Annotated in this window: 22 protein-coding genes (1 of these 22 only partly in view); 21 read left to right on the top strand and 1 reads right to left on the bottom strand. The window is 54.2% G+C overall.

Annotated features, from left to right (window positions below):
• Positions 1-105 precede the first annotated feature (105 nt).
• A complete protein-coding gene (locus P0X86_RS28530; RefSeq protein ID WP_277747052.1) occupies positions 106-2,265 on the top strand; it encodes an O-antigen ligase family protein in 2,160 nt (719 codons plus the stop codon).
• 238 nt (positions 2,266-2,503) lie between these two features.
• Here the strand turns inward: P0X86_RS28530 and P0X86_RS28525 are convergent, their stop codons facing one another.
• Positions 2,504-2,818 carry a hypothetical protein gene (locus tag P0X86_RS28525; RefSeq protein WP_009594078.1) on the bottom strand — a complete coding sequence of 105 codons (315 nt, stop codon included), beginning with the start codon at positions 2,816-2,818 and terminating at the stop codon, positions 2,504-2,506.
• Between the two features lie 163 nt (positions 2,819-2,981).
• Between P0X86_RS28525 and uptA the strand changes: the two genes are divergently transcribed.
• The 20 genes from uptA to P0X86_RS28425 form a co-directional block, all read left to right on the top strand.
• On the top strand, positions 2,982-3,593 hold the full coding sequence (gene uptA, locus P0X86_RS28520) for an undecaprenyl phosphate transporter UptA (RefSeq protein WP_277747051.1): 612 nt from the start codon (positions 2,982-2,984) through the stop codon (positions 3,591-3,593).
• 3 nt (positions 3,594-3,596) lie between these two features.
• Positions 3,597-4,163, top strand: coding sequence for a thioredoxin family protein (locus P0X86_RS28515; RefSeq protein WP_096776960.1), 567 nt, complete (start codon positions 3,597-3,599; stop codon positions 4,161-4,163).
• A 2-nt stretch (positions 4,164-4,165) separates the two neighbouring features.
• On the top strand, positions 4,166-4,804 hold the full coding sequence (locus P0X86_RS28510) for an MBL fold metallo-hydrolase (RefSeq protein WP_015737464.1): 639 nt from the start codon (positions 4,166-4,168) through the stop codon (positions 4,802-4,804).
• Positions 4,805-4,984: 180 nt separating this feature from the next.
• A complete protein-coding gene (locus tag P0X86_RS28505) occupies positions 4,985-5,176 on the top strand; it encodes a hypothetical protein (RefSeq protein ID WP_009594128.1) in 192 nt (63 codons plus the stop codon).
• Between the two features lie 235 nt (positions 5,177-5,411).
• Complete coding sequence (gene sigY / locus P0X86_RS28500) at positions 5,412-5,969, top strand: RNA polymerase sigma factor SigY (protein WP_096776962.1); 558 nt, start codon at positions 5,412-5,414, stop codon at positions 5,967-5,969.
• On the top strand, positions 5,953-6,291 hold the full coding sequence (locus tag P0X86_RS28495; protein ID WP_015737461.1) for a YxlC family protein: 339 nt from the start codon (positions 5,953-5,955) through the stop codon (positions 6,289-6,291). The genes sigY and P0X86_RS28495 overlap by 17 nt, the downstream gene beginning before the upstream one ends.
• Positions 6,288-6,497 (top strand): hypothetical protein, encoded by a 210-nt coding sequence (locus P0X86_RS28490; protein WP_009594077.1) that lies wholly within the window; start codon positions 6,288-6,290, stop codon positions 6,495-6,497. Before P0X86_RS28495 ends, P0X86_RS28490 begins: the two co-directional genes overlap by 4 nt.
• A gap of 35 nt (positions 6,498-6,532) precedes the next feature.
• On the top strand, positions 6,533-6,727 hold the full coding sequence (locus P0X86_RS28485; RefSeq protein ID WP_009594094.1) for a PLDc N-terminal domain-containing protein: 195 nt from the start codon (positions 6,533-6,535) through the stop codon (positions 6,725-6,727).
• A complete protein-coding gene (locus P0X86_RS28480) occupies positions 6,724-7,647 on the top strand; it encodes an ABC transporter ATP-binding protein (RefSeq protein ID WP_277747050.1) in 924 nt (307 codons plus the stop codon). Before P0X86_RS28485 ends, P0X86_RS28480 begins: the two co-directional genes overlap by 4 nt.
• Positions 7,644-8,420 carry a hypothetical protein gene (locus P0X86_RS28475; protein WP_096776965.1) on the top strand — a complete coding sequence of 259 codons (777 nt, stop codon included), beginning with the start codon at positions 7,644-7,646 and terminating at the stop codon, positions 8,418-8,420. Before P0X86_RS28480 ends, P0X86_RS28475 begins: the two co-directional genes overlap by 4 nt.
• 211 nt (positions 8,421-8,631) lie before the next feature.
• Entirely contained in the window at positions 8,632-9,012 is a 381-nt protein-coding gene (locus P0X86_RS28470; protein ID WP_009594088.1) for a hypothetical protein, read from the top strand.
• Positions 9,013-9,186: 174 nt separating this feature from the next.
• Entirely contained in the window at positions 9,187-9,474 is a 288-nt protein-coding gene (gene gatC / locus P0X86_RS28465; protein ID WP_009594109.1) for an Asp-tRNA(Asn)/Glu-tRNA(Gln) amidotransferase subunit GatC, read from the top strand.
• 20 nt (positions 9,475-9,494) lie between these two features.
• Positions 9,495-10,952, top strand: a complete 1,458-nt coding sequence (gene gatA / locus P0X86_RS28460; protein WP_213580980.1) for an Asp-tRNA(Asn)/Glu-tRNA(Gln) amidotransferase subunit GatA — start codon at positions 9,495-9,497, stop codon at positions 10,950-10,952.
• 30 nt (positions 10,953-10,982) lie between these two features.
• A complete protein-coding gene (gene gatB, locus P0X86_RS28455) occupies positions 10,983-12,422 on the top strand; it encodes an Asp-tRNA(Asn)/Glu-tRNA(Gln) amidotransferase subunit GatB (RefSeq protein WP_192570574.1) in 1,440 nt (479 codons plus the stop codon).
• Positions 12,423-12,639: 217 nt separating this feature from the next.
• On the top strand, positions 12,640-13,098 hold the full coding sequence (locus tag P0X86_RS28450) for a GNAT family N-acetyltransferase (RefSeq protein WP_213580982.1): 459 nt from the start codon (positions 12,640-12,642) through the stop codon (positions 13,096-13,098).
• A gap of 48 nt (positions 13,099-13,146) precedes the next feature.
• Positions 13,147-13,860 carry an MgtC/SapB family protein gene (locus P0X86_RS28445; protein ID WP_096776970.1) on the top strand — a complete coding sequence of 238 codons (714 nt, stop codon included), beginning with the start codon at positions 13,147-13,149 and terminating at the stop codon, positions 13,858-13,860.
• Between the two features lie 196 nt (positions 13,861-14,056).
• Complete coding sequence (locus P0X86_RS28440; protein ID WP_277747049.1) at positions 14,057-14,674, top strand: hypothetical protein; 618 nt, start codon at positions 14,057-14,059, stop codon at positions 14,672-14,674.
• Between the two features lie 57 nt (positions 14,675-14,731).
• Complete coding sequence (locus P0X86_RS28435) at positions 14,732-16,051, top strand: DUF4097 family beta strand repeat-containing protein (protein WP_277747048.1); 1,320 nt, start codon at positions 14,732-14,734, stop codon at positions 16,049-16,051.
• An 87-nt stretch (positions 16,052-16,138) separates the two neighbouring features.
• Positions 16,139-16,558, top strand: coding sequence for a peroxide-responsive transcriptional repressor PerR (gene perR, locus P0X86_RS28430; RefSeq protein ID WP_009594041.1), 420 nt, complete (start codon positions 16,139-16,141; stop codon positions 16,556-16,558).
• Positions 16,559-16,746: 188 nt separating this feature from the next.
• Positions 16,747-18,326, top strand: partial view of a glycosyl hydrolase family 18 protein gene (locus P0X86_RS28425; RefSeq protein ID WP_481858313.1) — the 5' portion only. Its footprint extends 70 nt past the window's final position; the window shows 1,580 of its 1,650 coding nt (coding positions 1-1,580); its start codon is at positions 16,747-16,749; its stop codon lies off the right edge, out of view.

Here is an 18,326-nt window from a genome sequence, read left to right as displayed (position 1 = left end):
TGGCTATTAGGCGGGTTTCATGTTCGGCACGCGGAGGAGCGGGAGCGTGCAAGTGGCAGAAACGGAGAAGGGTTACGCATTCTTTCTTGAACGGGGCGTGGTGTAATGGCATCGAATACCCTGCATCGTGTTTGCGGGATGATGCTGATCGGGCTGGGGCTTGGTGCCAGTATTCGGAGCGGAATGTTTTTTGACGAGGATATATATTGGATCGGAGCGGGTTTCGGCGTGCTTCTGCTGCTCATGACGGGAGCCGATTGGCATGATGCCGTTCAAGGCCGGAAGAATCATGGCATGGGAAAACTGCCGGAGGCGGTTCCTTCGGACAGAGAATTGCGGGTGATTCTTGGCTGCATCTGCGCAATCCTTCTCATCTACGTCTTTCACGGGATAGGGCGCCCCCTCTCTCTGGAAGGCACGATGAAGGAAATCATCCTGTGGGGAAGCTATGGTTCTTTTGCCATTGCTGCTTGGCGCGCGTGCCGTACAGGCCCCGGCTTACGCATCATGCATGCCGGCTGGCATCTGCTGGGCGCCGTGCTGTGCGGCAGCGCCTTGCTTGCCGTATACGGGCTTATGGAGCTGCCGTATGGGATCTATCATACGGCGGATGCGGACATTAGCGCGACCGGCGCGAGGCTTGGCGGCCTGCTTCAGTACCCGAACACGTTCGGGGCGGTGATGGCCGCCTTTTTGCTGGAGCGGCTGTTCGCGCTGCCGTCCGTCCTGCGGAACCGGACGGGCACGCTCCGCGCAGCGGCTGCGCTGCTGCCGCTTGCGCCCTACACCGCCGCGCTGCTCCTGACGGAGTCGCGCGGCGCCTGGCTCGCGGCCGCTCTTGCGTGCGCGGCCGGCTTCGCCAAGGAGCGGCGTGCCTTGGCGCCGCTCCTGGTGGCTGCCGCCGCGCCTGTGGCGAGCGCGGCGCTGCTGTACCGCCAGCTGGCGGATGCCAGGCTGGCGCCAGCCGTGATGCCCGGCCTGCTGTGGCTGGCCGGGCTTTGGGCCGGCGGCGTCCTCGCCGGCCTGCTGCTGTGCCGCTGGCGGCACAGCGGGGGGCCCGGGCGGCGTTATGCCGCGCCCGGGGCACTGGGAGCTGCGGCCTTGCTGGCAGCCGCAGCGATTGTCGTGATCCTGCTCCAGGTGCAGGATCGGACCTTGGGCGGCGCGGCAACGCTAAGCGCGCGCCGCCTCATGTACAGCGACGCCTGGCAGCTGGCCCGGTCGTCGCCGTGGCTGGGACGGGGAGGGGAGACGTGGCGGCAATCCTACCTTGCCATTCAGTCCCAGCCCTATGTGGGTGCCGAGGTGCATAATGGATATATGGATATCCTGTTGAATACGGGAATCATTGGGCTGCTGCTTGTCCTTATTTTGGTTATCTTTATGGTTGCAAGGCTCATCGCGGCAAGCTCCCGATTCATGCCCCCCGCCCTCGTGCTGATCGGACATGCGTCCGTGGATTTCGATTGGGGCTTCGGGCTGGTATGGCTGCTCCTATTGTGGCTTACGGTAATGGGCTTGGCCGGGGGTTCCCCCGATGAGGCGCCTCAGCATGGATCTATGGCAACACGGCTAACCCGGCCGCTCAAACGATGGAATCAACTGCAAGCCGGCTATGAAGGGGAGCGGGCCCCTTCCCTGCTGCGACGGCTCAGGGTTATGGCCATTCTCCCGCTCGCGGCTTGGACTTTCCTCGCCGCGGCGCTGGGCATCAGCGAGCTTCAAGAGCGATGGGCCGCATCGGAGCCGCCAGGCCGGCAGATCCTGCTCCTCCGATCCTCGTTAAAGTGGAACCCCGCCAATACGGATGCGGCCATAAAGCTCTCGGCATGGCTTCCCCCAAGCGAGCAGATTCCGCTGCTGAAACGAAGCATGGTGCATGCGCCGAATCACCCGGGTTTAAGCTGGAAGCTGGCAGAAGGTTATTCCCTAAGAGGCGAATCGGAGGAAGCGGCGGCATGGTTCAAAAGGGGCATCGAACTGGATCGTTTCAATCCGGTCAAGCAAACCCGGGCCGTGCTGAAGCTGGCCGCCCTTGCGGACTGGCACCGCAGGGCGGGAGATTCCGCCGGAGCGGTTGAGGCGGCCCGGGCCGGATGGGATACCTTGAAGCGCTATCGCTTCCTTGCGGCTGCCCTTCATGAGCTTGATCCTTTTCGAAATGACCGTGGCTTTCATCTGTCCGTGCTTGCGGCTCGGCAGGCCAACCGCTTCGATAACACGATGACATGGGGAGAACGGGAGCATGCCGCAAGGCAGCCCTGATATCCGTTATCCCGCACTGCCTATGGCGAATCATGCCGAATCGCAACCGATTGCGGCGACTTACCTTGCCCCACATTACGCGGTACCATGAAGGGCGGCATGGCGTTGACGACGCTTTGCTGGTTCACCTTAGAACGAACGGTGTAGAATGGACCGACCTATCAAGCTACGGTTGACGATCCAAATGCAGCCTTTTGTCGTAATTTCTCACGGTGTGACGGGGGAAGAGGGGGTCATGTCATCCCCCGAAGGCATCCCGAAAGGCGGAGGCCAGCTGGCGCTCCGGAACCTGCCAGAGCTCGGCAAGCTCGCCGCAGACGTCTTTTTCCCACCAGTCGCACAGCAGTTTTTTATTGCTGTAGTTTTCGTGAATCCAGATCAGGTTTCCGATGACCTTCCGATAATACAATTCCTCTCCTTGCTTCAAGGTTTCCGGAGGAAGGTACAGCTTGAGCCGCTTGGTCGTACGGTATAATTCTTTGCTGCAGGCCCGCCGTATCCCGCGCGGGGAGGGGGGCTTGCTGCCCGGTCGTTTGGCATGGGGAGAATGCATGCTTTAACTCACTCCTTTGCTTCACCATATGTCCCGAAACGGGCGAAAGTCACTGCGCCGCCCATAATTGGGCGCATTATAAGGCATGTAGAAGGCATGTCCCGGGCTGTGTTAGAATAGGCTAGTACTAGAAATCAACGCAGTAGGAAGGCGGGGGACAAGCGTGGAATTCTTTTACGAGGCTGTGGGCCGACTGTTTGAATGGATCCAGCAGCTGGGCTATTTCGGAATCATGCTCGGATTAATGGTGGAGGTCATCCCAAGCGAGATCGTACTCGCCTATGGCGGTTATCTGGTTTCCATGGGTGAGGTTCATTTTATCGGTGCCATGATTTTTGGTACCGTTGGCGGCGTGCTCGCCCAGTTATTCATTTATTGGATCGGCCGTTACGGGGGCAGACCCTTCCTGGAGAAGTACGGGAAGTACATACTGATTAAGAAGAAGCATATCGACTACGCCGAGGAATGGTTCGGCAAGTATGGTACCGGCGTTATATTTACGGCTCGGTTTGTACCGGTGGTAAGACATGCGATTTCCATCCCGGCGGGCATATCCAAAATGCATGTGGGCAGGTTTACGCTGTTGACCACCCTTGCGGTTATTCCGTGGACGGCATTATTCTTATACCTCGGATTGCTTCTGGGCGACCAGTGGGAGCATATCGACGAGAAGGCTGGGCCTTACGTTCGGGAAATTCTGCTGGGCGCATTAACCGTCATGATTCTTTATTTTTTGATAAAATGGATAAAATCAGCGAAGGCGAGGTCGAAATAACGAATGAGTATGAATATGGCAAATCATTTGGGTACGGGCATATCTCCGCAGCAATTCATGGACGGCATGCAGAAGAACCAGGATACGTTCAAGGCAGGCTACGAGCAGTTTAAATGGGAGAATGAAGAGGATCAAGAGTTTTTTGAAAGCCTCAATTTCAGGGATGATCTGCGGGTCCTCATTCTGGCAGCGGATTGGTGCGGCGATGTTGCGCGCAATATCCCTGTCGTATTCCGTGCGATGGAGACCGCGGGGATTGAGACGGAAGTGCTGATTATGGAAGAGAATCTGGACGTCATGGATCAGTTCCTGACCATGGGCGCCCGTTCCATTCCGGTTGTGATCATTTCGGATACCGGGGGACATGTCCTCGGCACATGGGGACCACGTCCGGCGCATGTTCAGAAGTTTATGATTGAGTTCAAGCAGAACAATCCGGATCGTGAAGCAACGGACTATCAGGACAACCTTGCCGTCACGCGGCAAAGCATCATTCAAGCCTACGGGGAAGGGTATGAGTTTCACGCTGCCATCATTAAGGAATTGCGTGAACTGATGTCAGGGTTTTAATCATGACACTTCATATTGAGACCTTTAATTTAGGACCGCTTCAGACGAATGCATATTTACTGACAGGGCCTGTAGAAGGCAAAGCGATCATTATCGATCCTGGCATGAACCCGGGTCCGCTCGTGAAGCGAATAGCGGATTTGGAGATTGAAGCGATCCTGCTGACCCATGCGCATTTTGACCACATGGGGGGCGTCGAGGAGATCCGCAAGCTGAAGGACTGTCCTGTCTATCTCCACACCTTGGAGAGCGAATGGCTAGCCAGTCCAAAGCTTAACGGTTCGCTGATGTGGCCTCAGGTCACCGGACCGCTGTCCACCGAGCCGGCGGAGTACGATTTGGCCGATGGACTGGAGCTGCAGCTGATCGGGCATACCTTCAAGGTCTTTCATACACCGGGCCATTCGCCGGGAAGCGTGAGCTTCAAGTGCGGAAATGACCTGTTTTCCGGCGATGTGCTGTTCCGTCTAGGCGTTGGGCGAACGGATCTTCCGGGCGGCCGTGAGCGCGATTTGGTTGATTCCATTCAGAACACGCTGTATACGTTTGCGGATGAGGTCGTTGTGTACTCCGGCCACGGGCCTCGGACAACCATTGGCTATGAAAAGCAGCGGAATCCTTATGTTCCTGCGAGCAGGTAGGATAACATCCGACATAAATCGAGAAACTTTGTCTGGACAAATATAGACAAGATTGATACAATACGGTTAATTAAATGTTACCCATTGCGAAGCACGCAGACTGTGGAATTCATCCCGGTTTGCGTTCTTTTATTTTATGGGGAGTTTTTTTGGTATGGACGTGATTAGGGGGAAGCGCCAGTGAGAAAAGATCATCTATCGCTGCTGAACGGGAATGTTACAAGAAGCGAAGCGATTGATCGGCAACCGGAGTTCCGCCGGCGGGGCCAGACGGATATTTCATCCGTTGTCTGGGACAGGCTGGTGAAGGATGAAGGGATCGCGCAGCAGCCATGGCATCATCGGCTGCAGGTTATCAGATTGAATCAATAGGTGGACCGCTAACATGACACCCTCATCATGAAGTGAGAAACAATGATCCTCCGATTGGAGACTGCAGCCGGGTCCACCGGCTGCTTTTTTTGTTTTTTTACGGATACCATAAGAAATTTCTGAAGCATCCGGAGGTATCTATATAAATTACATCATTTGGCACACGATAAATATAATAACCGTTTGAACGATTGGCTGCAGTTATTCGTATTACAGGCGAAGGCGAAAGAAGGTGATGATTTCAATCATGATCCCTGGCGAAGAGGATTTGATACGACAAGCGCAGTTAGGAGATGCTGCTGCCATGGCGCTGCTGTTCAAGCAGCATTACTCCTTCCTTTATAAATATTTGCTGAAAGTGACGATGGACCCGATGCTTGCCGAAGATACCGCGCAGGATACCATCGTTCGATGCATGGAGAACATGAACCGTTACAACGGGACTTCGTCCTTCTCCTCTTGGATGATTACCATTGCTACCCGTTTGTTCATCGATAATACCCGGCGAAAGAAACGGGAGAAGAAATGGCTGGAGCAGGAGGCGGTTCAATCGGCAAGGCGGATGCGCTGGCAGATGGAGCGGCGGGGAGAAGACTGGACGGATATGCTGGATGGATTGTCCCGATTATCCGAGGATCATCGGATTGCCATCCTGCTGAAGCACTATTACGGCTACAGCTACGAGGAAATCGGAACGATGCTCGGCATTCCCGAAGGAACGGTGAAATCGCGGACCGCCTACGGCGTTAAACAGCTGCGAAAGGAGATGGGTGACGATGGTCAGAGGACCTGAACATGAGGATGAAAAATGGATTGAAGAATTGAACCAGGAAATGAAGCGGGTGGATCAATTGTTTGAAGATGCGCCATCCCCATCCCTGGAAGGGCTGCATGCGTTGGCCGTTCATACCTTGGAACGCAAACGGAAGCGGATGAAATACGAGTTGCTGCTCTTTCTTCTGGTTGCGCTCTTTATCGTCGGCGGGGGATTGATGGCTGCCTTGGCAGCGCCGATGATCCTGCTGTTTATTCACGGGTTCGGCATGGTCGCGGGGATTTCCGTTCTTGTATTTTCCAAGAGTCTGAGATCTGCCGGAAAGAAGGGAATCCGATGAATGAAGTGAACGAGAGCCCGCTGGTAGTGATCGTCCTTGCCGTTGTGCTGGTGCTGATCCAAGGGACATGGCTTTTCCTGGATGCAAGGAAGCGGGGGCTTGGCAAGATGGCTTGGTTCTGGGGGATATGGGGGTCTACGACGATGCCGTTGCCGCTGCTCTTTTACTGGATATTCGTCATTCGTAAAGACGGCAGCGAGTCTTAAGCTTCTTCATTAAATATGGAACATGGGGGATTGTTATGGATATTAACTGGGGATTGATCTGGCCGATTCTTGCACTGCAAGCGATTCTTGCGGTCACGGGTCTTCTATCTTTGTTTCGGGCAGAGCCGGCAAACATACGTGGGCCGAGATGGATGTGGGTGTTGATTATATTGCTGGGTAACATTCTTGGCAGCATTGCTTATTTTATTGCGGGGAGGCGAGAGGCTTGACGGAGAAACTTCTTAGCATTCATGAACTGACCAAAAGCATCGGAAGCATCATGCCGGTTAAAGGCATCTCGTTTGAATTGAAGCGCGGAGGCTGTACGGCACTGCTGGGACCGAACGGCGCAGGGAAGACGACAACGCTGCGAATGCTGGCTGGATTGATTCCTCCGACCCGGGGCGAGATCCGATATGGATCGGGAGATGGCCATACGGACAGTTGGCGTCGCCGGATTGGTTACTTGCCGCAGTATCCGAAGTTTTATGGCTGGATGTCAGGTATGGAATATTTGTCGTTTAGCGCCAAGCTGTCGGGATTATCCGGAAAAGAGGCCATTCGGCGAAGTCGGGAAGTGATCGAGATGGTGGGCCTGCAGCAGGCTGCCAAACGCCGGATATCCGGTTATTCCGGCGGAATGAAGCAGCGGCTTGGCATCGCACAGGCGCTTGTGCACGAGCCGGAGCTGATCATGCTGGACGAGCCGGTATCGGCGCTGGACCCGATCGGACGCCGGGAGGTTATGGACCTGCTCGACCGCCTGCGGGGGGAAGTCACCGTCCTGTTCTCGACCCATGTGCTTCATGATGCGGAAGAAATTTGCGATGACATGATACTGATGGTAGACGGGGAGATTGCGGAGAAGGGCGCGCTTAGCGAACTACGCACGAAATACCGCCAGCCGGTCTTATCGATTGATGTTGAACCGGGGGAGCGGGAGGTTGCTTGGCTCGACAGTCTCGCGAACCGTCCTTATGTGCAAGAGATCGAGCTCGGCAAACGCGGCGCCAAGCTGATGGTGACGGATATGAAGGTGGCGCGTGCCGCTTTGATCCAAGAGCTTGCCGACGGCGGAATCGAGCTGCTTCGTTTTGAAGCCGGCACGTCTACGCTCGAGGATATGTTTATGAAGGTGGTGGGCTCATGAAGCCGTTCTGGATCTATTATCAAAAAGAGATGCTTGAGTCCGGCCGGACCTATAAATGGATTTGGGTCCCCGCCGTTTTTCTGCTGCTTGGCATTATGCAGCCGGTATCGACCTATTATTTGCCGGAAATCCTGACCATGGCCGGAGAAGTGCCGCCGGAAGCGGCGGCGTTATTTACCGTCCCGTCCGCCGAGAGCGTGATGGCGTCAGCCTTAAGCCAGTTCAGCGTCATCGGCCTGCTGGTGCTTGTGCTTGCGGGGATGAACACGGTAGCTGGGGAAAGGGCCACCGGCACGGCTGAGCTTGTTCTTGCCCGCTCGGTATCCACGATTCCCATGATGGCTGCCAAATGGGCCGCCATGATGACTTTGGTAGCCGCATCCTTTGCGCTTGGGCTTGGCGGCGCAGCGTATTATACGCATCTGCTCATCGGTCCCTTGGAATGGGGAGCGGTGGCCAGCGGCGGGGGATTGTATGTCGTATGGCTGGCTTGGATCGTAACGCTTGCCCTGCCGCTCGGCGCCGTCCTCCGCGGCCCTGCTGCTGCTTTCATCAGCTTGGCGGTGGCCGGCGCGCTTTCGCTCTTGTCCGGTTTGCTGCCCTCCCGCCTTCAATGGAACCCGGGCCGATTAAGCAGCATGGCCGCGGAGCGGATTGTCGGCGAAGTGAGCAGCGTCTGGTCTCCGATCATCGTGGCGATACTGCTCATGGTGCTGTCGATTATCGTTGCCGCGAGGCTGCTCAGACGGAGCCCATTGTCCCCGCAATCCTAGTTTCCATGGGAGATTCAGGTTTTATCTGAATCACATGGACATCTCTATCTTTTTTTAGTAGACTATGAAGATAAGAAAATGGCAATCGACTTACTTTTCGGAAGACAGACCGCATATAGCGGAAGTTTTCTGGGGAAATAAGGATGATTAGCTGTAGAAGTTTATACTTTCTTATCGCTTGAAAAAGGATAGACAACTCAGGAGGTAGACGATGCTGCGTTTAGGGGAAAAGATCACAATCGTTGCGGATGCCTTTGAGCAGAATCTTCCAATCGGTCAATACGGCTATATCATCGCGTATGACCGAAATCCGGACAATGCGTTCGATTACGTCATTCGGATTCCGAGCCTCAACCGTAATTTTTTTGTTCCGGCGGATGATGTAGAGCTGGAATCAATCGTGTTGAAACAGGAAGCCGAGCGGGTCGAGCGGGAAGCGCTCATCGATTTCGCCCTGTCGACATATAATGAGAAGCTGTTTCGTCAAGTGATGAACGGCGAGTTGGAAAGTGTTGAAGAGGAAGAGGAAACCAAGGAAGCAATGTCCCAGGCGGACTTCATCAAACAGGTGAATCTTCGCGCTTGGATCTAGGAGAGTCGGCTGAGGCCGACTCTTTTTTGAAGTGACGGGCAAGCAGTTCCTGAGAGCTCCGCGCTTCAAGCCATTGGATTGAATCTTCCATGCTTCTACAATATAATGAGAAAAGTTATCGAGACAGACTTTACCCCTTTAACTGGATGGGGGCATGAAGGAGGACGCAAAGCCATGAGCATTACCGATAAGGATGTTCAGCATGTAGCGAAGCTGGCCCGATTAAATTTGACGCCTGAAGAAGAGCAGATGTTTACCGGCCAACTGAATGCGATTTTACAATATGCCGAGAAATTAAACGAATTGGATACGGACGGCGTTGAGCCGACTACGCACGTGCTGCACCTCAGCAATGTCATGCGGGAAGACGAAGTGCGCGAGAGCCTGCCGATCGAGAAAGTGCTGCTCAACGCACCGGATGAAGAAGACGATCAAATTAAAGTACCTGCTGTTTTGGAATAGCCTGGAGGGAGGATACACACTTGAGTCTGTTTGATTACAAGTTATCGGAGATACATAATAAGCTGCAGAATAAGGAGCTTTCCGTAACCGATCTGGTCGACCAAGCGTTTACCCGTATTTCCGAACGTGAGGATCGGGTAAAGGCATTTATTACGCTGGACGAGGAAGGCGCGCGTATATCGGCCAAGGCTTTGGACGACAAGCTGGCTGCTGGGGAGACGCGCGGACTGTTGTTCGGACTTCCTGTCGGAATTAAGGACAATATCGTAACGGAAGGGCTTCGCACCACATGCGCAAGTCAGTTTCTGTCCAATTTCACGCCGGTTTACGATGCGACGGTTGTCGGCAAATTGCGCGCGGCGGACACCGTAACGATCGGTAAGCTGAACATGGATGAATTTGCAATGGGAGGCTCCAATGAGAACTCCAGCTTTTATCCCGTGCGCAACCCCTGGGACCTGGACCGGGTACCAGGCGGATCGAGCGGCGGCTCGGCTGCGGCCGTAGCTGCCGGCGAAGCTTACTTCGCGCTGGGCTCGGATACCGGCGGCTCCATTCGGCAGCCGGCTTCTTATTGCGGCGTCGTGGGACTTAAGCCGACCTACGGACTCGTATCCCGGTTTGGCCTTGTCGCCTTCGCTTCATCGCTGGACCAGATCGGGCCTTTGACGAAAAACGTAGAAGATTCTGCCTATGTCCTGCAAGCCATCGCCGGTTATGACCCGATGGATTCGACATCCGCCAAAGTGGACGTGCCCGACTATCTGAGCGCATTGTCCGGAGACGTTGCCGGTCTGCGCATCGCCGTGCCTAAAGAATATCTGGGCGAGGGCGTTGATGCCGAAGTGAAGGAAACCGTCCTGAACGCGCTGAAGGTGCTTGAATCGCTGGGCGCTACCTGGGACGAAGTTTCCCTGCCGCATACCGATTATGCGGTCGCTACGTATTATCTGCTTGCTTCTTCGGAGGCTTCCTCGAATCTGGCCCGCTTTGACGGCGTGCGTTACGGCGTTCGTTCCGACAATGCAGGCAGCCTGATCGACCTGTATCACGAATCCCGCAGCCAAGGCTTCGGGGATGAGGTGAAACGCCGCATCATGCTGGGGACTTACGCGCTCAGCTCGGGCTATTACGATGCCTATTATTTGAAGGCGCAGAAAGCCCGCACCCTCATCAAGCAGGACTTCGATAAAGTATTCGAGCAATATGATGTCATCATCGGACCTACGGCTCCGACTACGGCTTTCAAGCTGGGGACGCAAGTCGATGATCCGCTGACGATGTATTTGAACGATATCCTGACGATTCCTGTCAGCCTGGCGGGAGTGCCGGCAGTAAGCGTCCCTTGCGGATTCGCGGACGGACTGCCCGTAGGAATGCAAATTATCGGGAAAGCCTTTGATGAGTCGACCGTGCTGCGCGTCGCGCATGCCTACGAGCAAAATACAGATCATCATAAACGGCGCCCTGAACTGTAAACCGGCGGCAGAGAAGGAGGGAAACAATCGATGTCTACATCTAAATATGAAACGGTTATCGGATTGGAAGTTCACGTAGAGCTGCATACCCATTCCAAAATTTTTTGCGGCTGCTCCACTGCGTTCGGAGCTCCGCCGAACACGCATACATGTCCCATCTGCCTTGGCCATCCCGGCGTTCTGCCCGTATTGAACCGCCAGGCTGTGGAATATGCCATAAAGGCTGCCATGGCGCTGAACTGCACCATCGGCGATGTCAGCAAATTCGACCGCAAAAACTATTTCTACCCGGATTCCCCGAAAGCATACCAGATTTCCCAGTACGATCAGCCGATCGGCGAAAACGGCTGGATCGATATTGAGGTGGACGGGAAGACGAAGCGGATCGGCATTACCCGCCTGCACCTGGAGGAAGATGCCGGCAAGCTCACGCATGTCGACGGAGGTTATGCATCGCTGGTCGACTTTAACCGGGTCGGAACGCCGCTCGTTGAGATCGTGTCCGAACCGGAGATCTCAACGCCGGAGGAAGCCAAGGCTTACTTGGAGAAAATGCGCGCGATTATGCAGTATTGCGACGTATCCGACGTGAAGATGGAAGAGGGCTCGCTTCGCTGCGACGCCAACATCAGCCTTCGTCCATGGGGACAGAAGGAATTCGGAACGAAAGCCGAGCTGAAGAACATGAACTCCTTCCGCGGCGTGCAGCGCGGATTGGAATATGAGCAGTTCCGTCAAGCGGAAATCCTTGATGAAGGCGGCGTGATCGTACAGGAAACGCGGCGCTGGGACGAAGCCCAGGCGAAGACCTTCTCCATGCGAGGCAAGGAGCAGGCGCACGACTACCGCTATTTCCCGGACCCGGATCTGGTATCGGTGCATATCAGCGAAGAGTGGAAAGAGGCGGTTCGCGCGACGATCCCCGAGCTTCCGGATGCCCGCAAGGCCCGCTATGCTTCCGAGTACGGCCTGCCGGACTATGATGCTGCGGTCATTACGTCATCCAAGCTGCTCGCCGACTTTTTTGAGGACAGCTTGAACTACACGAAGGATGCCAAATCCGTATCCAACTGGATCATGGGCGATCTGCTGGGTTATTTGAACTCGAACAATCTGGAGCTGTCTGAAGTGAAGATTACGGGCCAAGGCTTGGGCGAGATGATCGGCTTGATCGAAAAGGGGACCATCAGCAGCAAAATCGCGAAAACCGTCTTTAAGGAGATGCTGGAAAGCGGCAAGCTGCCTGCGCAAATCGTTGAGGAAAAGGGACTTGTCCAAATCAGCGATGAAGGTGCGATCAAAGGCATCGTCGAGCAGGTGGTCGCGAACAATCCGCAATCCGTGGAGGATTACAAGGCAGGCAAACAGAAGGCGATCGGCTTCCTGGTTGGTCAAGTGATGAAAGAGAGCAAAGGGAAAGCCAACCCGGCCCTCGCCAACAAACTGCTGGTTGAGGTGCTGAACGGATAATTAAACGATCCGGGGGTTTCCTCGAATCATGTTTTCAGAAGATGTGGAGCTTGTCCCGAAATCGGGGCAAGTTCCTTTTTAAGATATCAGAAAGTATGAACTTCGGAGGGGCTGCTGCCTGATATCGCCAGAAAAGATACCGTTAAACGCGGTCTGTCTTCTTTGAGAGCACGCCGATGATTTTTTTCTTACAATAACTCGGTTAGGGGATGAACGGATGATTAAGGAACTATCCTTGGAGGATCGGGATACCGTACAGCAGATATGGAGCCTGCAGCACATGGCGTACCCTTTGGAAGCCGAATTGATCGGATTCTCCGAAATTCCTCCGCTGCTGGACACCTTTGAGACGATCCGTGCGAGCGGGGAAACCTTTTTTGGTTATATAAATGAAGAAGGAGATCTCATCGGTGCCATAGCGGTGGAGCCCGAACAGAATCAGGTTACCATATCGCGGATGATGGTCCATCCCGGTCATTTTCGCAAGGGTATCGCGGGGAGTTTAATTCGCCATGTATTGGAATGCTACAAGGAGGCGCCGATGTTCACGGTCTCGACAGGGACGCGCAATACGCCGGCGGTGACCTTGTACGAGAAATTCGGGTTCGTGAGGGACCATGCATTCGAGGTTGCTCCGGGCGTGGAATTGACCGAGTTCCATCTTCATCAACAATGAATGATATCGCATATTCGACAGACGTGACGTGAGGGGAGTATCGTTCTTTTGACTAATCCTTGGGTGATAGATAATGTATCCATATTATTACGATTGCTGCTGGCTATGCTGCTTGGCGGCTTGATCGGTTTTGAACGGGAGCGTTCCAACCATGCTGCAGGACTTCGCACGCATATATTGGTATGCTTGGGTTCTACACTTATTATGCTGTTATCCATTTACGGTTTCTCCGATTTCGTAGACGAGATTAACGTTCGGATTGACCCTGCGCGCTTGGCAACGGCCGTCATTACAGGGATCGGATTCCTGGGCGCCGGCACCATTTTGTTTACAGGCAAATCCATTACCGGATTAACGACCGCCGCGTCCATCTGGGTTGTGGGTGCCGTGGGGCTTGCCGTAGGGGCCGGGTTTTATTTTGCGTCGATTGTATCCACGGTGCTGATCCTTCTGAACCTGGTGGTCTTTAATAAACTGGAGCAGCGGTACATCCGCGGCAGCAAACTGCATTTGATCACCCTGCATGCGGCGAATACGCCGAATATTTTGGATGACATATCGGCGGTTCTGGAGGAGCAGGAATTCGTGATCAAGAAGCTCGTCGTAAACGAGCGGAGCAATGCGGCATACGGGGAATTGCAGCCTGCGGTCCTAGGACTCGAAATTTCGCTGCAAGTCTTGACCGACCGTAAATTCGAACCGATGGAGATCACCCGGCGATTGCGGGGAATCGGCCACGTAACGATGGTAACGGCTGAATAACCGGCTTCCATCATCATAACCCAACGGCATCTGCTGAATTACCGGCAGGGCCGTTTTTTTGTAGGCTTATCAGCTTCTCCTGAACGGCCTATCCAGTTTTTTGCCAGTTACTTCGGCTTCGCATTGGGGTACTATCAAAGAAAAACATCGGTAAACAACGCCAGTCCCTTGATGTTTGGAAGGAGGCGAGAAGGTTATGAATCCAACCACCGAAACGCAATCCGCAGTCCGCAAGAAAAAAAGGCGCTCGATTCGGATGAAGCGGCATCCCGGACTTCAGCGAAAAAGACGGAAACTCTACGCGCTTTTATTAGCCGCTCTCATTCCAGGTTTGGGTCATCTGTACCTCGGCATGTACCGTAAGGGAATCACGTTCATCATGCTGCTGCTGCTGGATATATCGGCGCTTCTATATTTCTCTTCCATCGGCATGCAGATCAACGTTCCGCTGCTTGTCGTGCTGGGGCTTCTGATTCCGGTCGGTTATTTCTATAACGTGTATGACGTGCTGCAGGCAGCCGAATATATTATTTCCCGAAAAAGACGCGGCGAGGCAGCCGCTGCTTCCGGAGGTGACGGAAGAGGGAACGGGGCTAATCATCTGTTCCGCGGCGAACGGGGAATCGCCTTTGGCTTGATGCTGGTTGTTACCGGGTCCCTGCTCATTTTGTTTCACCAGAAGCCGCCTTGGCTGCAGCAGGGGATTCGCGACTACGGTGCGGAGGCCTCCGCCGTCGTGCTCATCGTTATCGGGATTTGGGCCGGGATCCGGGAAGCTCTCAGGCATCATAAAGACAAGAGAAAATCCCTATAGTACACGTACAGCGGCACTTGGGTGAAAGCCGCGTAATCAGACGAGGGGAGGAGACGGATGAAACACAAAATCAGAGTTGGGCGATATACGGCCGCCTTGCTGCTTGTCAGTACGGGCGCTTTGCTGCTGCTTGACGAGTGGAGAGGGACGGATTATATATTCATGCTCCAGCGTTGGTGGCCGCTGCTGTTTATCCTGCTCGGCATTGAATATATAGTCAGGTATACGCTGTCCCGCGCCCTGGGCCGTCGCAGGGAATTTCGGTTTCGGCCGGATATTCGGGGAATTCTTCTGGCAGTCGCCGTTACGGCGTCCGTATTCGTGATTTCCCAGCAGGAGCATTTCCTTCATCTCTGGAACCGGGTGAGCCTGAATTTGACGGCAGCGGGCGTGGATTACAGCGAAGCGGAAGATAACCGGTTCCAGAAGCCGGCACTGGATATACCGGTGGAGCTCGACACCGAGAAGATCATCGTCGATCACTTGAACGGAGATATCTCCATCACGCGGCAGGATGTCGACGATATCCGGGTCGAAGCGGTAGTGTGGGTCGACCGAGAGCAGCCCGGTGTAGCGGAGGCGATCGCCGAGCAGTCGACGATCGAGGTCGGGGAAGGCAAGACGATCACGATTCGGTCCAAGGGAAAAGCCTATGGAGAATCGGGTAAACGGCAGCCCCGAATGAATTTGAATATCGCGGTCCCGGATGATCGCCGGTTCAATTTTGAGATACGGACGATGAACGGAGCGATTACCTTAAACCGCGTGGAGGCGATTGAGAATATTTTGCTGGAGAGCGGGAATGGGCCCATCACGATGGATCGGGTCTACGGGAATGTCACAGGCAAAACGCTGAACGGCGAAATGACCGCGCGCGGCGTTATCGGTAATATTAAAATGTCCACCAACCGCGGGAATATGCTGGCCGTCGACATCACGGGCGAGACCGACTTGACCACGCAAGTAGGAAACATGACGGTCAAACGAACGATGGATCATATCCGGGTCCAGACGAGGAACGGCAATATTCTGATCAGCGGCGCAGAGTCGCAATTAAGCGCCGAGTCCCTTAATGGCGGAGTAGCCATTCGTTCCCCTCGGATCGGAGGCGATTGGAATGTATATAGCGCGGTTGGAGAGATGAATCTTCACGTTCCTCTCGAGGGCGATTACAAGCTTGAAGGGACGATTAGTTACGGAAGAATTCTGACCACGCTGCCTAATCTTAAGATCGAGCAGAAAACCATTTCCGGGGAATCCGGCACCGGCGAGCATTCCATTCGCATTGAAGGCAACAGTAACCTGAACATTTACCGGAGCTACCCGGAACAGGAGGAAGGCCGGAACAGCGGGGGCTGGACGCCTCTGCCGGATTGACAACAATCCAAGAAACGCCGTACAATAAAGCGTAAGAGCGATCTAAGCTTTGTAAAAACCAGTTAAACTTGAAGGCGGTGGGCAACCATGGGAACGTCCGTACAGCATGCGCTGGAACAACTGAAAACGACCGGTGTCCGAATCACGCCGCAACGTCATGCGATTTTAACGTATTTGGTGGAATCTATGGGCCATCCGACAGCGGATGATATTTATCGGGCTCTGGAACCTAATTTTCCTAGTATGAGCGTAGCCACAGTATATAACAATTTAAAAATGTTTATTGAAGCCGGCATGGTGCGTGAGCTGACGTACGGAGACAATTCGAGTCGCTTTGACGCCAACGTCTCCGACCATCATCATGTCATCTGTCAAAGTTGCGGCAAAATCGAAGATTTCAGCTATCCGTCCCTCGAAGATGTGGGAGTGCAGGCTGAGAAAAGCACCGGATTTGAAGTAAAGGGACTGAGAATGGAGCTGTATGGGCTCTGCAAGTCCTGTCAATAGACGCCGGTTGTTATAGATGATGAACGTGCGGAATGAACCATTCCACACGTTTTTATTTTTAAGGGCTTATTTTTTCGCGACGGCATTGGGGCAATTTGGCGAAAGTGAAATGGGGGAGCAGTTTGGCAAGAAGAAGATATCGGGGAAAAAAGAGGCGTACAAACAGAAGCTCTTTTTATCTGGGGCTGATGCTGATTGCGGCGGGGGTCTGGTGGGTTGTCACCACGTTGTTTCCGAACCAGACCTATACCGAACCGGACTGGCGCGGAATGGACAAGCCGATTTTCGTTCAGGGCGAATTGAAGGAGCATCCTGCTCTGGGGTCCGGCGAAGAGCTGCTGCTGCCGATCACGGTGATTCAGGAGAGCGTGGATGCCGACATCCGTTACGAGCAGGAAACGGAATCGATTATTATCACGACTTCCGAATCGGTTTTTCGCATGAAGATGGATAGCACGAAGGGGGAACTGAACGGCAAAACGGTGACCCTGCCTTATGCGCCTGAACTGGTTAACGGCATTGCTTACGTTCCGCTGAAGCCGCTCAAACAGCATTATGGGGTGGCCGTTCACGAAGACTCGGCAACAGGCGCGGTCATTTTGATGCGCCCCGGGGATGCGATTCAGCTTGCGAAGGCCGCTCCCGGTCAACCTGAGGACACCGTGGCTCTGCGCGAGAGCGGGGAGAAGAAGTCCCCGATCGTACTGGACATGCCGGCCGGCGAGCGGCTTCGGGTATGGCGCGAAGAGGGGGGATGGTTATTCGTTCAGGCGGATAACGGGTATACGGGATATGTTCTTAAAGAGCAGATCGAGCTTGGGGAACTGAAAGAAATTCCGGCTCTGAAGCAGACCCCTTCGCGGGCTGAGCTGGAATGGAAGAACAAGTCGGTCAACCTGGTATGGGAAGCCGTTTACACCAAGAATCCAAGCACGGATAGCATTGGCGAACTGCCCGGGGTCAACGTGGTCAGTCCGACCTGGTTCAGCATCGTGGACGGAGAAGGAACGGTCAAGTCCAAAGCGGTTAAGCAGTATGTGAGTTGGGCGCATAACAGGAACAAGGAAGTTTGGGGTCTTATGGACAACAGCTTCGACCCTGACCTGACAACCGAAGCGCTGTCTACGTTCGATAGAAGATCCCATATCATCGAACAGATGCTGGCTTATGCCAAGCAATACAATCTTGACGGTATCAATATCGACTTTGAAAATGTCTACACCAAGGATAAAGATCATGTCGTACAATTCGTGCGGGAAATGAAGCCGCTGGCCAAAGCCAGAGGTTTGATTGTGTCCATCGACGTTACGCCCAAATCGAACAGCGAGATGTGGTCGCTCTTTCTCGACCGGAAACGACTTGGCGAAACCGTTGATTACATGATGGTGATGGCCTACGACGAGCACTGGGCCACCAGTCCGAAAGCGGGATCGGTCTCCTCATTGCCATGGGCTGAGCAGTCGGTAAGGCGAATCCTGGAAGAGGATGCAGTACCGCCATCCAAGCTGGTGTTGGGCGTACCGTTATATACAAGGGTCTGGACGGAAACGAGCGAAGCGGGAGAGACGAAGGTTTCCTCCAAAGCGATTGGTATGGAGAAGCTGCAGGCCCTGCTGAAGGAGCAGAAGGTGAAAGGCTCGCTGGATGCCGGGACCGGACAGAATTATGTCCAATTCACGGAGGGAGAGTCCATTAAGAAGATATGGATGGAAGACGGCACTTCATTGCAATCCCGGGTCAAAATGGCCAAAAAGCTGGAGCTTGGCGG

The organism is Paenibacillus sp. BR1-192 (genome assembly GCF_029542445.1).
Classification (GTDB): Bacteria; Bacillota; Bacilli; order Paenibacillales; family Paenibacillaceae; genus Paenibacillus_AQ; species Paenibacillus_AQ lautus_A.
This window is presented reverse-complemented; position numbering and strand designations above follow the sequence as displayed.

Excerpts from the sequence above, each read along its gene's own strand:
- sigY (WP_096776962.1), top strand. The coding sequence starts at position 5,412 with ATGATTTCAATCATGATCCCTGGCGAAGAGGATTTGATACGACAAGCG.
- P0X86_RS28440 (WP_277747049.1), top strand. The coding sequence starts at position 14,057 with ATGAATCCAACCACCGAAACGCAATCCGCAGTCCGCAAGAAAAAAAGG.
- P0X86_RS28490 (WP_009594077.1), top strand. The coding sequence starts at position 6,288 with ATGAATGAAGTGAACGAGAGCCCGCTGGTAGTGATCGTCCTTGCCGTT.
- P0X86_RS28515 (WP_096776960.1), top strand. The coding sequence starts at position 3,597 with ATGAGTATGAATATGGCAAATCATTTGGGTACGGGCATATCTCCGCAG.
- P0X86_RS28475 (WP_096776965.1), top strand. The coding sequence starts at position 7,644 with ATGAAGCCGTTCTGGATCTATTATCAAAAAGAGATGCTTGAGTCCGGC.
- P0X86_RS28525 (WP_009594078.1), bottom strand. The coding sequence starts at position 2,818 with ATGCATTCTCCCCATGCCAAACGACCGGGCAGCAAGCCCCCCTCCCCG.
- gatC (WP_009594109.1), top strand. The coding sequence starts at position 9,187 with ATGAGCATTACCGATAAGGATGTTCAGCATGTAGCGAAGCTGGCCCGA.
- P0X86_RS28450 (WP_213580982.1), top strand. The coding sequence starts at position 12,640 with ATGATTAAGGAACTATCCTTGGAGGATCGGGATACCGTACAGCAGATA.
- P0X86_RS28485 (WP_009594094.1), top strand. The coding sequence starts at position 6,533 with ATGGATATTAACTGGGGATTGATCTGGCCGATTCTTGCACTGCAAGCG.
- P0X86_RS28435 (WP_277747048.1), top strand. The coding sequence starts at position 14,732 with ATGAAACACAAAATCAGAGTTGGGCGATATACGGCCGCCTTGCTGCTT.
- P0X86_RS28495 (WP_015737461.1), top strand. The coding sequence starts at position 5,953 with ATGGTCAGAGGACCTGAACATGAGGATGAAAAATGGATTGAAGAATTG.
- perR (WP_009594041.1), top strand. The coding sequence starts at position 16,139 with ATGGGAACGTCCGTACAGCATGCGCTGGAACAACTGAAAACGACCGGT.
- P0X86_RS28530 (WP_277747052.1), top strand. The coding sequence starts at position 106 with ATGGCATCGAATACCCTGCATCGTGTTTGCGGGATGATGCTGATCGGG.
- P0X86_RS28510 (WP_015737464.1), top strand. The coding sequence starts at position 4,166 with ATGACACTTCATATTGAGACCTTTAATTTAGGACCGCTTCAGACGAAT.
- gatB (WP_192570574.1), top strand. The coding sequence starts at position 10,983 with ATGTCTACATCTAAATATGAAACGGTTATCGGATTGGAAGTTCACGTA.
- P0X86_RS28470 (WP_009594088.1), top strand. The coding sequence starts at position 8,632 with ATGCTGCGTTTAGGGGAAAAGATCACAATCGTTGCGGATGCCTTTGAG.